General features: G+C 69.2%; 15 protein-coding genes, 1 tRNA gene and 1 pseudogene. 9 read left to right on the forward strand and 8 right to left on the reverse strand.

Annotated features, from left to right (window positions below):
* Positions 1-115: 115 nt before the first annotated feature.
* The 8 genes and pseudogenes from ACFWWQ_RS07995 to rpmH all read right to left on the reverse strand — a co-directional run bounded on the left by ACFWWQ_RS07995 (position 116) and on the right by rpmH (position 6027).
* Positions 116-1204, reverse strand: a complete 1089-nt coding sequence (locus ACFWWQ_RS07995; protein WP_384591932.1) for a ParB/RepB/Spo0J family partition protein — start codon at positions 1202-1204, stop codon at positions 116-118.
* The gene (locus ACFWWQ_RS08000) at positions 1201-2271 is read right to left on the reverse strand and encodes an AAA family ATPase (RefSeq protein WP_384591935.1); all 1071 of its coding nucleotides are present in this window, start codon (positions 2269-2271) and stop codon (positions 1201-1203) included. Before ACFWWQ_RS08000 ends, ACFWWQ_RS07995 begins: the two co-directional genes overlap by 4 nt.
* Before the next feature lie 293 nt (positions 2272-2564).
* On the reverse strand, positions 2565-3287 hold the full coding sequence (gene rsmG, locus ACFWWQ_RS08005; RefSeq protein WP_384592209.1) for a 16S rRNA (guanine(527)-N(7))-methyltransferase RsmG: 723 nt from the start codon (positions 3285-3287) through the stop codon (positions 2565-2567).
* Between the two features lie 133 nt (positions 3288-3420).
* Positions 3421-3927: a protein jag gene (locus ACFWWQ_RS08010; protein ID WP_384591938.1), complete on the reverse strand. Its 507-nt coding sequence runs from the start codon at positions 3925-3927 to the stop codon at positions 3421-3423.
* Positions 3928-3940: 13 nt separating this feature from the next.
* Complete coding sequence (gene yidC / locus ACFWWQ_RS08015) at positions 3941-5110, reverse strand: membrane protein insertase YidC (protein WP_384591941.1); 1170 nt, start codon at positions 5108-5110, stop codon at positions 3941-3943.
* 3 nt (positions 5111-5113) lie between these two features.
* Positions 5114-5434 carry a membrane protein insertion efficiency factor YidD gene (gene yidD, locus ACFWWQ_RS08020; RefSeq protein WP_143940005.1) on the reverse strand — a complete coding sequence of 107 codons (321 nt, stop codon included), beginning with the start codon at positions 5432-5434 and terminating at the stop codon, positions 5114-5116.
* A 74-nt stretch (positions 5435-5508) separates the two neighbouring features.
* A pseudogene (rnpA, locus tag ACFWWQ_RS08025) lies at positions 5509-5865 on the reverse strand (ribonuclease P protein component); the annotation flags it as partial.
* Positions 5866-5889: 24 nt separating this feature from the next.
* Positions 5890-6027 carry a 50S ribosomal protein L34 gene (gene rpmH, locus ACFWWQ_RS08030; RefSeq protein ID WP_143940007.1) on the reverse strand — a complete coding sequence of 46 codons (138 nt, stop codon included), beginning with the start codon at positions 6025-6027 and terminating at the stop codon, positions 5890-5892.
* Positions 6028-6404: 377 nt separating this feature from the next.
* On the opposite strand from rpmH, the gene dnaA reads away from it, so the two are divergent.
* The 9 genes from dnaA (at position 6405) to ACFWWQ_RS08075 (ending at position 19078) form a co-directional block, all read left to right on the forward strand.
* On the forward strand, positions 6405-8252 hold the full coding sequence (gene dnaA / locus ACFWWQ_RS08035) for a chromosomal replication initiator protein DnaA (protein ID WP_384591945.1): 1848 nt from the start codon (positions 6405-6407) through the stop codon (positions 8250-8252).
* 1024 nt (positions 8253-9276) lie between these two features.
* A complete protein-coding gene (dnaN, locus tag ACFWWQ_RS08040) occupies positions 9277-10407 on the forward strand; it encodes a DNA polymerase III subunit beta (RefSeq protein ID WP_384591948.1) in 1131 nt (376 codons plus the stop codon).
* 161 nt (positions 10408-10568) lie between these two features.
* The gene (gnd, locus tag ACFWWQ_RS08045) at positions 10569-11447 is read left to right on the forward strand and encodes a phosphogluconate dehydrogenase (NAD(+)-dependent, decarboxylating) (RefSeq protein WP_143940010.1); all 879 of its coding nucleotides are present in this window, start codon (positions 10569-10571) and stop codon (positions 11445-11447) included.
* 37 nt (positions 11448-11484) lie between these two features.
* The gene (gene recF / locus ACFWWQ_RS08050; protein WP_384591952.1) at positions 11485-12660 is read left to right on the forward strand and encodes a DNA replication/repair protein RecF; all 1176 of its coding nucleotides are present in this window, start codon (positions 11485-11487) and stop codon (positions 12658-12660) included.
* Entirely contained in the window at positions 12657-13190 is a 534-nt protein-coding gene (locus ACFWWQ_RS08055; protein WP_384591955.1) for a DUF721 domain-containing protein, read from the forward strand. The genes recF and ACFWWQ_RS08055 overlap by 4 nt, the downstream gene beginning before the upstream one ends.
* A 343-nt stretch (positions 13191-13533) precedes the next feature.
* On the forward strand, positions 13534-15564 hold the full coding sequence (gene gyrB / locus ACFWWQ_RS08060) for a DNA topoisomerase (ATP-hydrolyzing) subunit B (RefSeq protein ID WP_384592212.1): 2031 nt from the start codon (positions 13534-13536) through the stop codon (positions 15562-15564).
* A gap of 48 nt (positions 15565-15612) precedes the next feature.
* Positions 15613-18243: a DNA gyrase subunit A gene (gene gyrA, locus ACFWWQ_RS08065; protein ID WP_384591958.1), complete on the forward strand. Its 2631-nt coding sequence runs from the start codon at positions 15613-15615 to the stop codon at positions 18241-18243.
* Between the two features lie 16 nt (positions 18244-18259).
* The gene (locus ACFWWQ_RS08070; protein WP_384591961.1) at positions 18260-18916 is read left to right on the forward strand and encodes a DUF3566 domain-containing protein; all 657 of its coding nucleotides are present in this window, start codon (positions 18260-18262) and stop codon (positions 18914-18916) included.
* Positions 18917-19004: 88 nt separating this feature from the next.
* Positions 19005-19078: transfer RNA gene (locus ACFWWQ_RS08075), tRNA-Ile, on the forward strand.
* Positions 19079-19181: the final 103 nt, after the last annotated feature.

The following is a 19181-nucleotide window of genomic DNA, read 5'->3' on the forward strand; positions in this document are numbered from 1 at the left end:
GGGGGGGGGGGGCGGGCCCCCCCCCGGGCCCCCCTCACCCCCCCGCCGAGACCCCCCTCGGTTTTTTTCCGCCGCGCGCGCCCCCCCCGCCCCCGCGCGACCCCCAGCGGTCAGCTCACTTCTCGGTGCTGTTCTCCTGAGAGGCACCGAGCACGGGGCCTTCGCCCGGGGCGAGGGTCCCCAGGATGCGCTCCAGATCGTCCATCGAGGCGAACTCCACGACGATCTTTCCCTTCTTCTGACCGAGGTCGACCTTCACCCGGGTCTCGAAACGGTCCGAGAGCCGGGACGCGAGACCGGAGAGCGCGGGGGAGACCCGGGTGCCCGCCCGGGGCCCCTTCGCCTTCGCCTTGGCGGCCGGTTCCGACCCCTGGAGCGCCACGATCTCCTCGGTCGCGCGGACCGACAGCCCCTCCGCAACGATCCGCCGGGCGAGCTCGTCCTGCACCTCGGCATCATCGACCGAGAGCAGCGCACGGGCGTGCCCCGCGGAGAGCACACCGGCCGCGACCCGGCGCTGCACGGACGGGGAGAGCCTGAGGAGCCGCAGCGTGTTGGTGACCTGCGGGCGGGAGCGCCCGATCCGGTCCGCCAACTGGTCATGCGTGCAGGCGAAGTCCTTCAGCAACTGGTCGTAGGCCGCGGCCTCTTCCAGCGGGTTGAGCTGCGCCCGGTGCAGGTTCTCCAGAAGCGCGTCGAGCAGCAGCTTCTCATCGTCCGTGGCCCGGACGATGGCCGGGATCTTCGCCAGCCCCGCCTCGCGGCACGCCCGCCACCGGCGCTCACCCATGATGAGCTCGTACCGGCCGGGCGACGCTTGCCGCACCACGACCGGCTGCAGCAGGCCCACTTCGCGAATGGAGGTGACCAGCTCCGCCAGCGCGTCCTCGTCGAACACCTCACGCGGCTGCCGCGGGTTCGGCGTGATCGCGTCCAGCTCCAGCTCGGCGAAGTGCGCGCCCGCCACCTCCGGGCCCGCCGCCGGACCATCCGCGGAAGGCTCGGTTGTTTCACGTGAAACAGGGGCAGCCGGCAGCGATGCCACCTTGGCCGCCGCCACTCCCCGCTCCGGTGCCAGCACCGGAACGGCCGACGGTGACGTCGCGCCGCGACCCACCGCCATACCGCCCTGCTCGGCGCTCTGCGGCGCCGCGGGAATCAGTGCACCGAGCCCACGGCCCAGTCCCCTACGTCGTTCGCTCACTGCGTCCCCTCCGGCGTACCGTGCTGCGGTTCATAGTTGACACTCAGTTCCTGTGCCGCGGTACCACCCGCGCCGCGCAGGGCAATCTCTCTGGCCGCTTCCAGATACGACAGCGAGCCGCTGGATCCCGGGGCGTAGGTGAGCACCGTCTGGCCGTAGCTGGGCGCTTCGGAGATACGCACCGATCGCGGGATGCTCGTGCGCAGCACCTCTTTCCCGAAGTGGCTGCGCACCTCCTCGGCGACTTGGGAGGCGAGCCGCGTACGGCCGTCGTACATGGTGAGCAGGATCGTCGAGACATGGAGCTTGGGGTTGAGATGCCCGCGCACCAACTCGACGTTGCGCAGCAGCTGCCCCAGGCCCTCCAGTGCGTAGTACTCACACTGGATCGGGATCAGCACCTCGACGCCGGCCACCAGTGCGTTCACGGTGAGCAGGCCGAGCGAGGGCGGACAGTCGATGAGGACGTAGTCCAGCGGCTGTTCGTACGCCTGGATCGCGCGGAGCAGTCGACTCTCCCGCGCCACGAGGGAGACCAGCTCGATCTCGGCACCGGCCAGATCGATGGTCGCCGGTGCACAGAACAGGCCCTCGACATCGGGCACCGGCTGCACCACGTCCGACAGCGGCTTGCTGTCCACCAGTACGTCGTAGATGGACGGCACTTCGGCGTGGTGGTCGATCCCGAGCGCGGTGGAGGCGTTGCCCTGCGGGTCGAGGTCGATGACCAAGACGCGCGCTCCGTGCAGCGCCAGCGACGCCGCCAGGTTCACGGTCGTGGTGGTCTTCCCCACGCCGCCCTTCTGGTTGGCGACCACCATGACGCGTGTCTGCTCCGGTCGAGGCAGCGCCTCGCCCGAGCGGCCGACTGCCTGCACCGCAAGCTGAGCTGCACGACCGATCGGGGTGTCGTCCATCGGGGACGGTGTTTCACGTGAAACATCCTCCCCGAGCGACTCGCTGCGGGGACCGGGGACCGGATCGGTCATCGGTCCCGCGATATTGGCGTCGGACCGCAAGGATTCACTCTCCTCGACATCAGGCTCACAGTGCTCTGAGCCTGCCATGCTTTCGGTATCACGAACCAGTGAGGTCCGCTCTCCTGTGGATGAACCCACGTCTGTGGATACTTCGGTGCCCCGTGTGGGCTTACGGTCCCGCGGCCCGGCTGAAGCTCGGCCACGCACGATGATCCCTTGCAGCAGAGAACGACGTTTCACGTGAAACACGATGCCAGCGACGCGCCCGAATAGGACGCGACACTCCGCCTTGCCTCGTTTGCCTGGACCGCGCGGTGGGCGCGCCCCTCATCGATCGAGGACGCGCCCACCGGTGCGTTGACAGCTCCGCCGAGGCCGGGTCAGCGGCGTCGCCCCCGCGACGCACGGCTGGGGCGGGCCGCCTTGGCGCGCTTCGCGGCGAACCGCACACCGCCGGGGCTCTCCCCGACCTCGACCCGGACCACGGTCGACAGCGGATCCACCACGCCCTCGCCGACCTGCACCACCGAGGTCTCCACCACGCCCAGCTTGCTCAGCGCAGCCCGGGAACTCTTCAGCTCCTCCTCCGCGGTGTCGCCCTTGAGCGCCAGCATCTGACCGTACGGACGCAGCAGCGGCACACCCCAACCCGCCAGCCGGTCGAGCGGCGCCACCGCACGGGCGGTCACCACGTGCACCTGCGGCAGCTTGCCCATGACCTCCTCTGCCCGCCCGCGGACGACCGTGACATGCTCCAAGCCCAGCAGCTCGACGACCTCCTGGAGGAAGTTCGTCCGCCGCAGCAGCGGCTCCAGCAGCGTGATCTTGAGGTCCGGCCGGACCAGGGCCAGCGGGATGCCGGGCAGGCCCGCGCCCGAGCCCACGTCGCAGACCGAGACGCCCTCGGGGACGACCTCGGAAAGCACTGCACAGTTCAGCAGGTGCCGCTCCCACAGCCTCGGCACCTCTCGGGGGCCGATCAGGCCCCGGGTCACACCGACGTCGGCGAGCAGTTCGCCGTACCGCACGGCCTCCGCAAAGCGCTCACCGAATACCTCCCGCGCCTCTTTCGGCGCGGGAGGGAGCTCCGCTGCTGCCTCCATCACGGGAACCGCCCTTCCTCTGGACTGCTGGTGCTGCCGGAACCGGGATTTTCCCCGGGATAACACAGAAGGCTGACAAGATTTGGCCCCGCCTGGCGTGCAGACGGGGCCAACGACACGGGGATGGGGAGGGTCAGGCCGGAAGGACGACCACGCGCCGCTGCGGCTCCTCGCCCTCGGACTCGCTGCGCAGCCCGGCCGCCGCCACCGCGTCGTGGACGACCTTGCGCTCGAACGGCGTCATCGGGTCCAGCTTCACCGGCTGACCGGTGTCCTTCGCCTCTTCCGCCGCCTTCGCACCCAGCTCGGCCAGCTCCTCACGCTTTCGCGCCCGGAACCCGGCGATGTCGAGCATCAGACGGCTGCGGTCACCGGTCTCCCGGTGCACGGCGAGGCGGGTCAGCTCCTGCAGCGCCTCCAGCACCTCACCGTCGCGGCCCACCAGCTTCTGCAGATCGCGGCTGGTCGAGTCGCTGATGATCGACACGGCGGCGCGGTCGGCCTCGACGTCCATGTCGATGTCGCCGTCGAGGTCCGCGATGTCCAGCAGACCCTCGAGGTAGTCGGCCGCGATCTCGCCTTCCTGCTCCAGGCGGGTCAGGGTGTCGGTGCCCTTGGCGGCAGGGGTCGTGTCCGTCACGAAAGGACTCCTCTTACTTCTTGGACGGGTGCTTGGGGCGCTGCTGGCCCTTGCGCTGTCCGGACTTGGTGGTACGGGATCCAGAGGAGCTGCCCTTCTCGGCAGCGCCGCCCTTCCCCTTGCCGCTCTCGGTGGACATGCCGCCCTGCGGGGTCTTCTTCTCCAGCGACTGCTTCTTCTCGTCGCTCTGCTCGCCGGACTGCGAGCTGGCCCGGGTCCGGGCGCCGGCGGGACGCGCGGCGGCGGGACCGGCGGGCGCCTGGCGCTTGGACTTCGGCTGCCGCTTGGGCTGCTGGCGGTTCTGCCGCGCCTCTTCGGCAGCCTTCTTCGCCTCGACCTCGGCCGGGTCCTCGACGATCTTGCCCTGGGCCCGCAGCCGCTCCTGGCGCTCCTCGAACGCCTTGCTGCCGGGGGTCGGGTTCCGGCGGATGACGAACATCTGCTGGCCCATGGTCCACACGTTGGTGGTCAGCCAGTAGACGAGGACACCGACGGGGAAGTTGATACCGAAGACGGCGAACATGATCGGGAAGACGTACATCAGCATCTTCTGCTGCTGCATGAACGGCGTCTTCACCGTCAGGTCGACGTTCTTCGTCATCAGCTGGCGCTGCGTGTAGAACTGCGACGCCGACATCAGGACGATCATGATGATGGTGACGACGCGGACGTCGGTCAGCGTGGAGCCGAGCGCCTCGATCTTCTGCGCGGAGTCCATGAACTTCACGGACAGCGGGGCACCGAAGATGTGCGCCTTCTGCGCGCTCTCCAGCAGCGACTGGTCGATGACGCCGACGACCTTGTTCTGCGCGATGTGATTCAGAACCTGGTACAGCGAGATGAAGAACGGCGACTGGGCCAGAATCGGGAGACAGCTCGAGAGCGGGTTGGTGCCCGACTCCTTGTAGAGCTTCATCATCTCTTCGGACTGGCGCTGCTTGTCGCTCTTGTAGCGCTCCTGGATCGCCTTCATCTTCGGCTGCAGCGCCTGCATGTTCCGCGTCGCCTTGATCTGCTTCACGAAGAGCGGGATCAGGCAGATACGGATCAGTACCACCAGCGAGACGATGGACAGACCCCACGCCGCGCCACTGTTCTTGTCGAAGATGAGGCTGTAGAACGAGTGGAACTGGACGATGATCCAGGAAACGGCGTAATAGAGGGGATTCAGGATCGTGTCCACGAATCAGGCTCCTTGGGCATTGGGCTGAGTCTCGGGCTGGGCGACGACGGGCTCAGGGGCGGTGGGCCCGCCCAGGCGGCTCCTCAGCCGCTGGTGCCACACCGGACGCTTCCGGGGAGGGACGTGGTCGACGCCACCGAGCGACCACGGGTTGCAACGGAGAATGCGCCAGGCGGTCAGCGCAGTCCCTTTCACCGCGCCATGCCGGTCGATGGCGGTGTAGCCATAGTGCGAACACGACGGGTAGTACTTGCAGACCGGGCCCAGCAAAGGGCTGATGGTCCACTGATACAGCTTGATCAACAGCAGCAGCGGGTACTTCACTGTGCGCTCCCTCCCGGTCCCCTGTCGGGGATCCGAGGGTTGCCCCCCGTGGGATGGCAGCCGCGCGGCACCTCGCCCAGCAGCCGCTTCAGGGCGGCGTCCAGGTCGCGGGCCAGCTGAGCGTGGTCCGACTCACCCGCGCCGGGCAGTGCCCGTACGACAACCAGGCTACCGGCGGGCAGCGCGGGCAGCCGATCACGCAGGAGATGACGGAGCCGGCGCTTGACCTTGTTGCGGACGACGGCGCCCCCAACGGCCTTGCTGACGACGAAACCCGCACGCGCGGGGGAAGCGTGTTCCCCCGCTGCGTGCGGGTCCGTTGCACCGCTACGTAGATGAACGACAAGGAGCGGGCGCCCGGCCCTGCGTCCCCGGCGTACCGCGGTCGCGAAGTCCTCGCGCCGCCTCAGCCGATGTTCGGTAGGCAGCACGTCATGGACCTAGGGTCTGGCTGCTCAGGCCGACAGGCTGGAGCGACCCTTGCCACGGCGGGAGGCCAGGATGGCGCGACCGGCGCGGGTCCGCATGCGCAGACGGAAGCCGTGGGTCTTCGCGCGGCGGCGGTTGTTCGGCTGGAAGGTGCGCTTGCTCACTCGGGGGCTCCAGGAATGCTTGTTGCCTCTTGCGAGACAGATGTGGGGCGTCGACTGGCTGTCACCGTGCGCCCACGAGTAGCTCGCAACGCCCAAGTGCACCGCTTCTCGACCGCTTGTATGCGGTCTTTGCCCATCGGAGGCAGGCGGCAGCAGCCATCGACAACTCGACCTGGTCACGGTACGCGCGGCTACGCCATCCGGTCAAACCACCGCCCGATCACCCCGGACCGGGGTCGACCGGGACACACTATGCACAGCCTGTGGACAACGACTTGAATCCCCAGGCCCGGCCTGACTACCGTGGCTGAACTCCGATAACTTCCCGCCCGTCCTGAGAATCACACATTCGTGGGACTGCTGAGAGAGCGTGTTCCGTGGCTGATGTACCTGCCGATCTTGCCGCAGTGTGGCCGCGTGTACTCGACCACCTCCTACGGGCGGACGGTGACGGCCTCAAGCCCAAGGACCAGGACTGGCTCAAGCGCACACAGCCGCTGGCGCTGGTCGCCGACACCGCGCTGCTCGCCGTCCCCAACGAATTCGCCAAGGGCGTGCTCGAGGGCCGGCTGGCGCCGCTGATCGGTGAGGCCCTCAGCCATGAGTGCGGCCGCCCGATCCGGATCGCGATCACCGTCGACGACTCCGCCGAGGAGCCCGCGCCCGCCCCTCTGCCGCAGGCCCCTCAGCACCCTCAGCAGGGCCAGCACCCGCAGCACCAGCAGCCGCACGAGACGTACGAGGGGTACGACGGACGGCAGGGCTACGCGCGTCAGGGCGACGAGCTGCCGCATGTGCGGCCCGCCTACCCCGATTACCCGCAGCACCAGCAGCCCCGGCACGAGCCCGGCTCCTGGCCGCAGCACTCCGCTTCTCTGCCGCCCGCGCCCGGTCCCCGGGAGGACTACGGCTGGCAGCAGCAGCGCCTCGGCTTCCCCGAGCGTGATCCGTACGGCACGCCGCCGCCCGCACACCTACAGCAGCAGGGCGAGTACCGCGGGCAGATGCCCGAGCACCCCGGGGCGCAGCGCTCCGAGGGGCGCAACCCCTACGACCCGCAGGCGCAGCGCCGGGACGCCGCCGAGCGCCAGTCCGGGCGCCACGCCGGTCCCGGCTCGTCGCTGCCCGCGCCCAGTGGCGCGCCCGGTCCGCTCGCGGCGCAGCCCGCGCCCGCGACCGGCCCCGGTGAGCCGACGGCCCGGCTGAATCCGAAGTACCTCTTCGACACCTTCGTCATCGGTGCGTCGAACCGCTTCGCGCACGCTGCGGCCGTCGCCGTCGCGGAGGCGCCCGCCAAGGCGTACAACCCGCTGTTCATCTACGGCGAGTCCGGGCTCGGCAAGACGCATCTGCTGCACGCCATCGGGCACTACGCGCGGAGCCTGTACCCGGGGACCCGGGTGCGGTACGTGAGCTCGGAGGAGTTCACCAACGAGTTCATCAACTCCATCCGCGACGGCAAGGCGGACGCGTTCCGCAAGCGCTACCGCGACATGGACATCCTGCTCGTCGACGACATCCAGTTCCTGGCGAGCAAGGAGTCGACGCAGGAGGAGTTCTTCCACACCTTCAACACGCTGCACAACGCCAACAAGCAGATCGTGCTCTCCTCGGACCGGCCGCCCAAGCAGCTGGTCACTCTGGAGGACCGGCTGCGCAACCGCTTCGAGTGGGGCCTGATCACGGACGTCCAGCCGCCCGAGCTGGAGACCCGGATCGCGATTCTGCGGAAGAAGGCGGTGCAGGAGCAGCTGAACGCGCCGCCCGAGGTGCTGGAGTTCATCGCGTCCCGGATCTCGCGCAACATCCGTGAGCTGGAGGGGGCGCTGATCCGGGTCACGGCGTTCGCGTCGCTCAACCGGCAGCCGGTCGACCTCGGGCTCACCGAGATCGTGCTGAAGGACCTGATCCCCGGCGGTGAGGACGCGGCGCCGGAGATCACCGCGACGGCGATCATGGCGTCGACGGCCGACTACTTCGGGCTGACCGTCGATGACCTGTGCGGCTCCTCGCGCAGCCGGGTGCTGGTGACGGCCCGCCAGATCGCGATGTACCTCTGCCGGGAGCTGACGGATCTGTCGCTGCCGAAGATCGGCGCGCAGTTCGGCGGGCGGGACCATACGACGGTGATGCACGCCGACCGCAAGATCCGGGCGCTGATGGCGGAGCGCCGGTCCATCTACAACCAGGTCACCGAGCTGACCAACCGCATCAAGAACAGCTGACGCACCGCCGGCGGTGCGCCCCAGGGCGCTCCGGGAGATCCCGGGGCGCCCTCCGTGCTTCCGGGGCCCGCCTCCGCCTCCGGCTTCTCTCCTGCGCCTCTCCTATGCCTCCCCTTCGCCCTTGCTCCCGTCGCCGCCCGGTGCCTCCACCGGGCGGTCCGGCTTCGCTGTGGGGCGTTCTGCGGCGGCGGGGCGATCGTCCCCAGCGGGGTGTGGGAAGGGCCCGGGAAGGAGGTCCGAGGGCGTCGGCAGGCCCGCCGAGCCTGTGGATGGCGCCCGGCTCTGTTCGATTCCAGGCAAGGTCACGGCCTCCCTCCACAGATTGGGGGAAAATCTTCCATCCACACCCTGGGGACTGGAAAGTTATCCCTATGGCGTCCACAGGCCGGGCTTCTGACGGATCATCGAGCGAGGTCAGGAGGGTGTGGATTTGTGGCAAACCGTAATCCACAGGCTGTGGACAGAAGCTTCGTCCACAGGGGGCCGTTCGGGTTGTCCACCGGCTGCCCACAGGCTGAGGGCGATTGTCCCCAGCTTCTCCACACCCCTGTCCACTGTTCGGCAACACGACACCGGCTCTCACCGTCCTGAGTGAAAGCGGTCACATCAACACCGGGGGTTGGGCTGTGGGGAACGTGGGTAAAACTGGGGACGGCGCTGGGGAGAAGTGGCCTTCCCCTGTGCATGGGGTGTGCAGAACTTTCGGCGGTCCACAGATCCGCCGGGTTATCCACGACCGCCACCCACAGGCCCGGTGGATAAAAAATCCGCGTTGACCTGCGCAAAGGCAGTTGTCCACGGTTTCCACAGGCCCTACTACTACGACCACGGATATCTACCGGGGAACTCGTTCGGAAACGGGGCCTGTGCACAACTCGCGCTCGGAGCGCCGACCGCCCTCCGAGCCGACTTGACCCCGAGCAGCAACGGCTGTCGGTGGCGTGCGTCAGACTGGAATCCGGCAACTCAGCCGACGACGAAAGCCAGCAGGGCGAGAGCCAGCAACAGCAGGAGGCGGTTTCCGGTGAAGATCCGGGTGGAGCGCGATGTACTCGCGGAGGCAGTGGCCTGGGCGGCCAAGAGCCTCCCGGCCCGTCCGCCGGTGCCCGTCCTCGCGGGCCTGCTGCTGAAGTCGGAGGACGGCAAGCTGTCGCTCTCCGGCTTCGACTACGAGGTCTCGGCACGGGTCTCGGTCGAGGCGGAGGTCGAGGAGGAGGGCACCGTCCTCGTCTCCGGCCGGCTGCTCGCCGACATCTGCCGGGCGCTCCCCAACCGCCCGGTGGAGATCTCCACCGACGGTGTCCGCGTCACCGTCGTCTGCGGCTCGTCCCGTTTCACCCTCCACACCCTGCCGGTGGAGGAGTACCCGGCCCTGCCGACGATGCCCACCGCCACCGGCACCGTCCCCGGTGAGGTCTTCGCCGCCGCCGCCGCGCAGGTGGCCATCGCCGCCGGTCGCGACGACACCCTGCCGGTGCTGACCGGTGTGCGGATCGAGATCGAGGGCGACACCGTCACGCTGGCCTCCACCGACCGGTACCGCTTCGCCGTCCGCGAGTTCCTGTGGAAGCCGGAGAACCCGGACGCCTCCGCCGTCGCCCTGGTCCCTGCCAAGACGCTCCAGGACACCGCCAAGTCGCTGAGCAGCGGCGACACCGTCACCCTGGCGCTGTCCGGCTCCGGTGCGGGCGAGGGGCTGATCGGCTTCGAGGGCGCCGGTCGCCGGACGACGACGCGGCTGCTGGAGGGCGATCTGCCGAAGTACCGCACGCTCTTCCCGACCGAGTTCAACTCCGTCGCCGTGATCGAGACCGCGCCGTTCGTCGAGGCGGTCAAGCGTGTGGCGCTGGTGGCCGAGCGGAACACCCCGGTCCGGCTCAGCTTCGAGCAGGGCGTGCTGATCCTGGAGGCCGGCTCCAGCGACGACGCACAGGCGGTGGAGCGCGTCGACGCGGACCTGGAGGGCGACGACATCTCGATCGCCTTCAACCCGGGCTTCCTGCTGGAGGGCCTGTCGGCGATCGACTCCCCCGTCGCGCAGCTGTCCTTCACGACGTCGACCAAGCCCGCGCTGCTCAGCGGCCGTCCCACCAAGGACGCCGAGGCGGACGAGACGTACAAGTACCTGATCATGCCGGTGCGGCTCTCCGGCTGACGTCCGCGTTCACGGGCCGGCCGGGGCTCCCGGCCGGCCCGCTGCGTCTCCCGGCGGGCGCCGCCGATGAGCGCTCGGGCCCACAGGTGTGCACGCACCACCCGGCGTAGGCTCGGACTCGGGTACGAACAGCAACGACTACGCGCAAATGAGGGTCTCTGATGGAGCTCGGTCTCGTCGGTCTCGGCAAGATGGGCGGCAACATGCGCGAGCGCATCCGCCGCGCCGGCCACACCGTCGTCGGATACGACCGCAACCCCGATCTCGCGGATGTCCACAGCCTGGAAGAGCTTGTGGGCAAGCTCAAGGGTCCGAGGGTCGTGTGGGTCATGGTCCCGGCCGGTGACGCCACCCAGGCGACCATCGACGCGCTCGGCGAGCTGCTGTCCGAGGGCGACATCGTCGTCGACGGCGGCAACTCCCGCTGGACCGACGACGAGAAGCACGCCGAGGAGCTGGCGGCCAAGGGCATCGGCTTCGTCGACTGCGGCGTCTCCGGCGGCGTCTGGGGCCTGGAGAACGGCTACGCGCTGATGTACGGCGGCTCCGCGGAGCACGTCGCCACGGTGCAGCCGATCTTCGACGCGCTCAAGCCCGAGGGCGAGTTCGGCTCCGTGCACGCGGGCAAGGTCGGTGCCGGTCACTTCGCGAAGATGGTCCACAACGGCATCGAGTACGCGATGATGCAGGCGTACGCCGAGGGCTGGGAGCTGCTGGAGAAGGTCGACTCCGTCACCGATGTGCGCGAGGTCTTCCGCTCCTGGCAGGAGGGCACGGTCATCCGCTCCTGGCTGCTCGACCTCGCGGTCAACGCCCTCGACGACGACGAGCACCTGGACAAGCTGCGGGGCTACGCCGCCGACTCCGGTGAGGGCCGCTGGACGGTGGAGGCGGCGATCGACAATGCGGTGCCGCTGCCCGCGATCACCGCGTCGCTGTTCGCCCGCTTCGCCTCCCGCCAGGAGGACTCGCCGCAGATGAAGATGATCGCGGCGCTGCGTAACCAGTTCGGCGGCCACGCCGTCGAGAACAAGAAGTAACCGCAGGTCCGCCGCCGCGGGAGGTCGGCGCAGCTCCATGCATGTCACGCATCTGTCGCTCGCCGACTTCCGTTCGTACGCCCGGGTCGAGGTCCCGCTTGAACCGGGCGTCACGGCGTTCGTGGGCCCCAACGGCCAGGGCAAGACCAACCTCGTCGAGGCGGTCGGCTATCTGGCGACGCTCGGCAGCCACCGGGTCTCCTCCGACGCGCCGCTGGTGCGGATGGGCGCCGAGCGCGCCATCGTCCGCGCCGCCGTCGCCCAGGGCGACCGGCAGCAGCTGATCGAGCTGGAGCTGAACCCGGGCCGCGCCAACCGCGCCCGGATCAACCGCTCCTCCCAGGTGAAGCCGCGCGATGTGCTCGGCATCGTCCGTACGGTGCTCTTCGCGCCGGAGGACCTGGCGCTGATCAAGGGCGATCCCGGTGAGCGGCGGCGGTTCCTGGACGAGCTGATCACCGCGCGGGCGCCGCGGATGGCCGGGGTGCGTGGCGACTACGACCGCGTCCTCAAGCAGCGCAACACCCTGCTGAAGTCCGCGGCCCTCGCCCGGCGGCACGGTGGGCGGAAGACAGACCTCTCCACGCTGGACATCTGGGACCAGCATCTGGCGCGGGCCGGGGCCGAACTGCTGGCGCAGCGCCTCGACCTGATCGCCGTGCTGCGCCCGCTGACGGACAAGGCGTACGGCCAACTGGCGCCCGGCGGCGGCCCGGTGGGCCTGGAGTACCGCGGTTCGGCGGGCGAGGCGATGGCCCGCGCGTCCCATCGCGAGGAGCTGTACGGCGTGCTGCTGGAGGCGTTGGGCGAGGCGCGGAAGAACGAGATCGAGCGCGGCGTGACGCTGGTCGGGCCGCACCGCGACGACCTGCTGCTGAAGCTGGGCGACCTGCCCGCGAAGGGGTACGCCAGCCACGGCGAGTCCTGGTCGTACGCGCTGGCGCTGCGGCTGGCCTCGTACGACCTGCTGCGGTCGGAAGGTGAGCCGTTCCAGGTGCCGGAGGGCGGCGGGCGGCGCAGCGGCGAGCCGGTGCTCATCCTCGACGACGTCTTCGCCGAGCTGGACGCGCGGCGCCGGGAGCGGCTGGCGGAGCTGGTGGCGCCGGGCGAGCAGGTGCTGGTCACGGCGGCGGTCGAGGACGATGTGCCGGGGGCGTTGGCCGGGCGGCGGTTCGCGGTGTCCGGCGGCACGGTTTGCGCGCAGACGCCGTGAGCGACGGCGGCGCGAAGGAGCCGAAGCCGCCGGAGCTGTCGGGCATCGATCTGGCCCGGCAGGCGCTGGTGGCGGCCAAGGAGCAGGCGCGGGCGCGGGGCGCCGCCGCGCAGCAGAAGAAGCAGGCGCGCCGCGGCGGGCTGCGCTCGGGCGCGCGCGCCGACGGCCGTGATCCGCTGCCGCTGGGCGCGGCGATCAACCGTCTGATCACCGAGCGCGGCTGGGAGACCCCGGCGGCGGTCGGCGGGGTGATGGGCCGCTGGCCGCAGCTGGTCGGGCCCGAGGTGGCGCAGCACTGCGAGCCGCAGCGGTACGACGAGGACGCCCGGGTGCTGACGGTGCAGTGCGATTCGACGGCGTGGGCGACGCAGCTGCGGCTGCTGGCGCCGCAGCTGGTCCGGCGGCTCAACCAGGACCTGGGCCAGGGCACCGTGAAGCTGATCAAGGTGCTGGGGCCGGGCGGTCCGGCGCGGCGGTACGGACCGTTGCGCGCGCCCGGCAGCACGGGCCCGGGCGACACGTACGGCTGAGGCGGGTTGCGCGTCCCGGGGCGGTGGTGCACAAGGGCTGTGGATGAGACTCCGCTCACGGTTGCGACCCGTTGACAGTCCAAAGCGCTGAGTGCCGGTGTGAGCGTCCTGAGGCCCCGTTCCAGATATGGGGAGTCGGCGGACGTTAGTTCAGGGCGGCACGTGCGGACTCAGGCACCTGCAAAGCCCCATGAGTGTCGGCGCCACCGGTACACTGGTACGTAATCCCGCCGGCTCGCGGGACACGTCGATCAAGACAGAACGACGCAGCCGCTCCCCTTCGACTCCGTGGGTTTCTCCCACGGGCTGGGGAGGGCTCGTGCTGTGCCAGAAAGGGCGCTTCGTGGCCGACTCCGGCGACCTCAACGAGAACAACACGGCTTCCACCGAAGAGGGGGTCCCGGCAGGCGCCGTGGACGTCCCCTCGGGTGAGAAGTCGTACGACGCCAGCGCGATCACCGTCCTGGAGGGCCTGGACGCGGTACGCAAGCGACCCGGCATGTACATCGGCTCGACCGGCGAGCGCGGACTGCACCACCTGGTGCAGGAGGTCGTCGACAACTCCGTCGACGAGGCGATGGCCGGGCACGCCGACACCATCGACGTCACGATCCTCGCCGACGGCGGCGTGCGCGTCGTCGACAACGGCCGTGGCATCCCCGTCGGCATCGTGCCGTCGGAGAACAAGCCGGCCGTCGAGGTCGTGATGACGGTGCTGCACGCCGGCGGCAAGTTCGGCGGCGGCGGCTACGCGGTTTCCGGTGGTCTGCACGGCGTGGGTGTCTCGGTCGTGAACGCGTTGTCGCAGCGGGTGGCGGTCGAGGTCCGCACGGACGGCTACCGCTGGACGCAGGACTACAAGCTCGGTGTGCCGACCGCCCCGCTGGCACGGAACGAGGCGACGGAGGAGACCGGCACCACCGTCACCTTCTGGGCCGACGGCGACATCTTCGAGACCACCGTCTACAGCTTCGAGACGCTCTCGCGCCGCTTCCAGGAGATGGCGTTCCTCAACAAGGGCCTGTCGATCGCGCTGACCGACGAGCGCCCCGACCACGTGGACGAGGAGGGCAAGCCGCTCTCCGTCCGCTACCACTACGAGGGCGGCATCGTCGACTTCGTGAAGTACCTGAACTCCCGCAAGGGTGAGCTGGTGCATCCGACGGTCATCGACGTCGAGGCCGAGGACAAGGAGCGGCTGCTCTCCGCGGAGATCGCGATGCAGTGGAACACCCAGTACAGCGAGGGTGTCTACAGCTTCGCCAACACCATCCACACCCATGAGGGCGGCACCCACGAAGAGGGTTTCCGCGCGGCGCTGACGGGTCTGATCAACCGTTACGCCCGCGACAAGAAGCTGCTTCGGGAGAAGGACGACAACCTCACGGGTGAGGACATCCGCGAGGGTCTGACCGCGATCATCTCCATCAAGCTGGGCGAGCCGCAGTTCGAGGGCCAGACGAAGACGAAGCTCGGTAACACCGAGGCGAAGACGTTCGTCCAGAAGGTCGTCCACGAGCACCTGACGGACTGGCTGGACCGCAACCCCAACGAGGCCGCGGACATCATCCGCAAGGGCATCCAGGCCGCCACCGCGCGTGTCGCGGCCCGTAAGGCGCGCGATCTGACCCGCCGCAAGGGCCTGCTGGAGACGGCGTCGCTGCCGGGCAAGCTGAGCGACTGCCAGTCCAACGACCCGACCAAGTGCGAGATCTTCATCGTCGAGGGTGACTCCGCCGGCGGTTCGGCCAAGTCCGGCCGTAACCCGGAGTACCAGGCGATCCTCCCGATCCGCGGCAAGATCCTCAACGTCGAGAAGGCCAGGGTCGACAAGATCCTGCAGAACAACGAGGTCCAGGCGCTGATCTCGGCGTTCGGCACCGGCGTCCACGAGGACTTCGGCATCGAGAAGCTCCGCTACCACAAGATCATCTTGATGGCGGACGCCGACGTCGACGGCCAGCACATCAACACCCTGCTCCTCACCTTCCTCTTCCGCTTCATGCGGCCGCTGGTCGAGGCGGGCCACGTCTACCTCTCCCGCCCGCCGCTGTACAAGATCAAGTGGGGCCGGGACGACTTCGAGTACGCCTACTCCGACCCCGAGCGCGACGTGCTGATCGAGCGCGGCAAGCAGGCCGGCAAGCGCATCAAGGACGACTCCGTCCAGCGCTTCAAGGGTCTCGGTGAGATGAACGCCGAGGAGCTGCGCGTCACGACGATGGACGCCGACCACCGGGTGCTCGGCCAGGTCTCCCTGGACGACGCGGCCCGCGCCGACGACCTGTTCTCGGTGCTGATGGGCGAGGACGTCGAGGCGCGTCGCTCGTTCATCCAGCGCAACGCCAAGGACGTCCGCTTCCTCGACATCTGAGCCTGTCGGCCCCTCAACAGCCGCAGCGCGAAAGGACTTTGATCAACCATGGCCGACGAGACTCCCCCCGTGACCCCCGACGGCGTGACCGCCGAGGGCGCACCCGCCACCATCGAGGGCGTGGGTATGCGCGTAGAGCCGGTCGGGCTCGAAACGGAGATGCAGCGCTCCTACCTCGACTACGCGATGTCCGTCATCGTCTCGCGTGCGCTGCCCGACGTCCGCGACGGCCTCAAGCCGGTGCACCGCCGCGTGCTCTACGCGATGTACGACGGCGGCTACCGCCCCGAGAAGGGCTTCTACAAGTGCGCCCGCGTCGTCGGTGACGTCATGGGTACGTACCACCCGCACGGCGACTCCTCGATCTACGACGCGCTGGTCCGCCTGGCGCAGCCGTGGTCGATGCGGATGCCGCTGGTCGACTCCAACGGCAACTTCGGCTCCCCGGGCAACGACCCGGCGGCGGCCATGCGGTACACCGAGTGCAAGATGAAGCAGCTCTCCATGGAGATGCTGCGGGACATCGACGAGGACACCGTCGATTTCCAGGACAACTACGACGGCCGCAACCAGGAGCCGACGGTCCTGCCGGCGCGGTTCCCGAACCTCCTGATCAACGGCTCGGCCGGTATCGCGGTCGGTATGGCCACCAACATCCCGCCGCACAACCTCCGCGAGGTCGCCGCCGGTGCCCAGTGGGCGCTGGAGAACCCGGAGGCGTCCTCGGAGGAGCTGCTGGAGGCGCTGATCGAGCGCATCAAGGGCCCCGACTTCCCGACCGGCGCGCTGGTGGTGGGCCGCAAGGGCATCGAGGAGGCGTACCGCACCGGCCGTGGCTCGATCACGATGCGCGCGGTGGTGGCGGTCGAGGAGATCCAGAACCGCCAGTGCCTGGTCGTCACCGAGCTGCCCTACCAGGTCAACCCGGACAACCTCGCGCAGAAGATCGCCGACCTCGTCAAGGACGGCAAGATCGGCGGCATCGCGGACGTCCGTGACGAGACGTCGTCCCGTACGGGTCAGCGCCTGGTCATCGTCCTCAAGCGGGACGCGGTCGCCAAGGTCGTCCTCAACAACCTCTACAAGCACACCGACCTCCAGACCAACTTCGGCGCCAACATGCTCGCGCTGGTCGACGGGGTGCCGCGCACCCTCTCGCTGGACGCGTTCATCCGCCACTGGGTCACCCACCAGGTCGAGGTCATCGTCCGGCGGACCCGCTTCCGGCTGCGCAAGGCCGAGGAGCGGGCACACATCCTGCGCGGTCTGCTGAAGGCGCTGGACGCGATCGACGAGGTCATCGCGCTGATCCGGCGCAGTGAGACCGTCGACGTGGCGCGCGAGGGCCTGATGGGCCTGCTGAGCATCGACGAGATCCAGGCCAACGCGATCCTGGAGATGCAGCTGCGCCGGCTGGCCGCTCTGGAGCGCCAGAAGATCACCGCCGAGCACGACGAGCTCCAGCAGAAGATCAGCGAGTACAAGGCGATCCTCGCCTCGCCGGAGAAGCAGCGGCAGATCATCAGCGAGGAACTGGCCGCGTTGGTCGAGAAGTTCGGCGACGACCGCCGCTCCAAGCTGGTGCCCTTCGAGGGCGACATGTCCATCGAGGACCTGATCGCCGAGGAGGACATCGTCGTCACGATCACGCGTGGCGGCTATGTGAAGCGGACGAAGGCCGACGACTACCGCTCCCAGAAGCGCGGCGGCAAGGGCGTACGCGGCACGAAGCTGAAGGAAGACGACATCGTCGACCACTTCTTCGTCTCGACCACCCACCACTGGCTGCTGTTCTTCACCAACAAGGGCCGTGTCTACCGCGCCAAGGCGTACGAACTCCCGGACGCCGGGCGGGACGCGCGTGGCCAGCACGTCGCCAACCTCCTGGCCTTCCAGCCGGACGAGCAGATCGCCCGCATCCTGGCGATCCGCGACTACGAGGCCGCGCCGTACCTGGTCCTCGCCACCAAGGCGGGCCTGGTGAAGAAGACGCCGCTGAAGGACTACGACTCGCCGCGCTCCGGCGGTGTCATCGCGATCAACCTCCGTGAGCGGGACAACGACGCCGAAGGCACTTCCGACGAGCTGATCGGCGCCGAGCTGATCTCCGGCGCGGACGATCTGCTGCTGATCAGCAAGAAGGCGCAGTCGATCCGCTTCACCGCCACGGACGAGGCGCTGCGCCCGATGGGCCGCGCGACGTCCGGTGTGAAGGGCATGAGCTTCCGCGAGGGCGATGAGCTGCTGTCGATGAACGTGGTGCGCGCGGGGACGTTCGTCTTCACCGCGACGGACGGCGGCTACGCCAAGCGCACGCCGGTCGACGAGTACCGCGTCCAGGGGCGTGGCGGTCTCGGCATCAAGGCGGCCAAGATCGTGGAGGACCGCGGTTCGTTGGTCGGCGCGTTGGTCGTCGAGGAGAGTGACGAGATTCTTGCGATCACCCTCGGCGGTGGCGTCATTCGTACGCGGGTCAACGAGGTCCGGGAGACCGGTCGTGACACGATGGGCGTCCAACTGATCAACCTGGGCAAGCGCGATGCCGTCGTGGGCATCGCACGGAACGCCGAAGCCGGGCGCGAAGCCGAAGAGGTCGACGGGGTCGAGGGGCCCGAGGAGACCACCGAGGCGGCGGGTGCCGAGCCGGCGGCCGAGGGCGGGCAGCCCGCGGCGGAATGAGCACAAGGAGTAGGTCGTGAGTGGAGCCACGGGCGCTGCGGCGGGTGGACGGGGAGCCGGGAAGGGCGCCTCGTCCGGACCCGCGACCGTGACGGAGGACAGCGCCCGTGGCTCCGGCATGTCCGGCAGCCCGCATCAGGGGGGAATCGTGACCGATACACGTCAGCCGTATCCGCAGCAGTCGCAGCCGCAGCCCGAGGCACAGTCGCCGCACAAGCCGTACGAGCCGCCGCGGGCCTACCCGGCGGACGACAGCACCGGTTCGGTGCGGCTGCCGCGCACCGACGCCCGTACGGCGCCGCGGACCCGCAAGGCGCGGCTGCGGGTGGCGCGCACCGACCCGTGGTCGGTGATGAAGGTGAGCTTCCTGCTCTCCCTGGCGCTGGGCGTCTGCACGATCGTGGCGGTCGCCGTGCTGTGGATGGTGATGGACGCGATGGGCGTCTTCTCCACCGTCGGCTCGGCGATCAGCGAGGCGAGCGGCTCCACCGACGGCAAGGGCTTCGATCTGCAGGCGTTCCTGTCGCTGCCGCGGGTGCTGCTGTTCACCACCGTCATCGCGGTGATCGACGTGGTGCTGGCGACGGCGCTGGCGACCCTCGGTTCGTTCATCTACAACCTGTCGGCGGGCTTCGTCGGCGGGGTGGAGCTGACGCTCGCCGAGGACGAATAACCGCTCGGGGAGCGGGGCGTGAGAGCGGCCCGTTCCCCGATTTTGGGAACGTCTCTGGAGTGCGCTAATCTTCTGGTGCAGCGAACGAGCGGCTATAGCTCAGACGGTTAGAGCGCTTCCCTGATAAGGAAGAGGTCCCAGGTTCAAGTCCTGGTAGCCGCACCGCCCAGCGGGGCCGCCCCGCGGGGGTGTTGGCGGCGCGGGGGGGGGGGGCTGAGGGGGGGCGTTTTTGGGCCGGGGGGGGGGGGGGGCGGGGGGCGGGCCG

The sequence above is a fragment of the Streptomyces sp. NPDC059080 genome, assembly GCF_042739975.1.
Lineage (GTDB): Bacteria > Actinomycetota > Actinomycetes > Streptomycetales > Streptomycetaceae > Streptomyces > Streptomyces benahoarensis.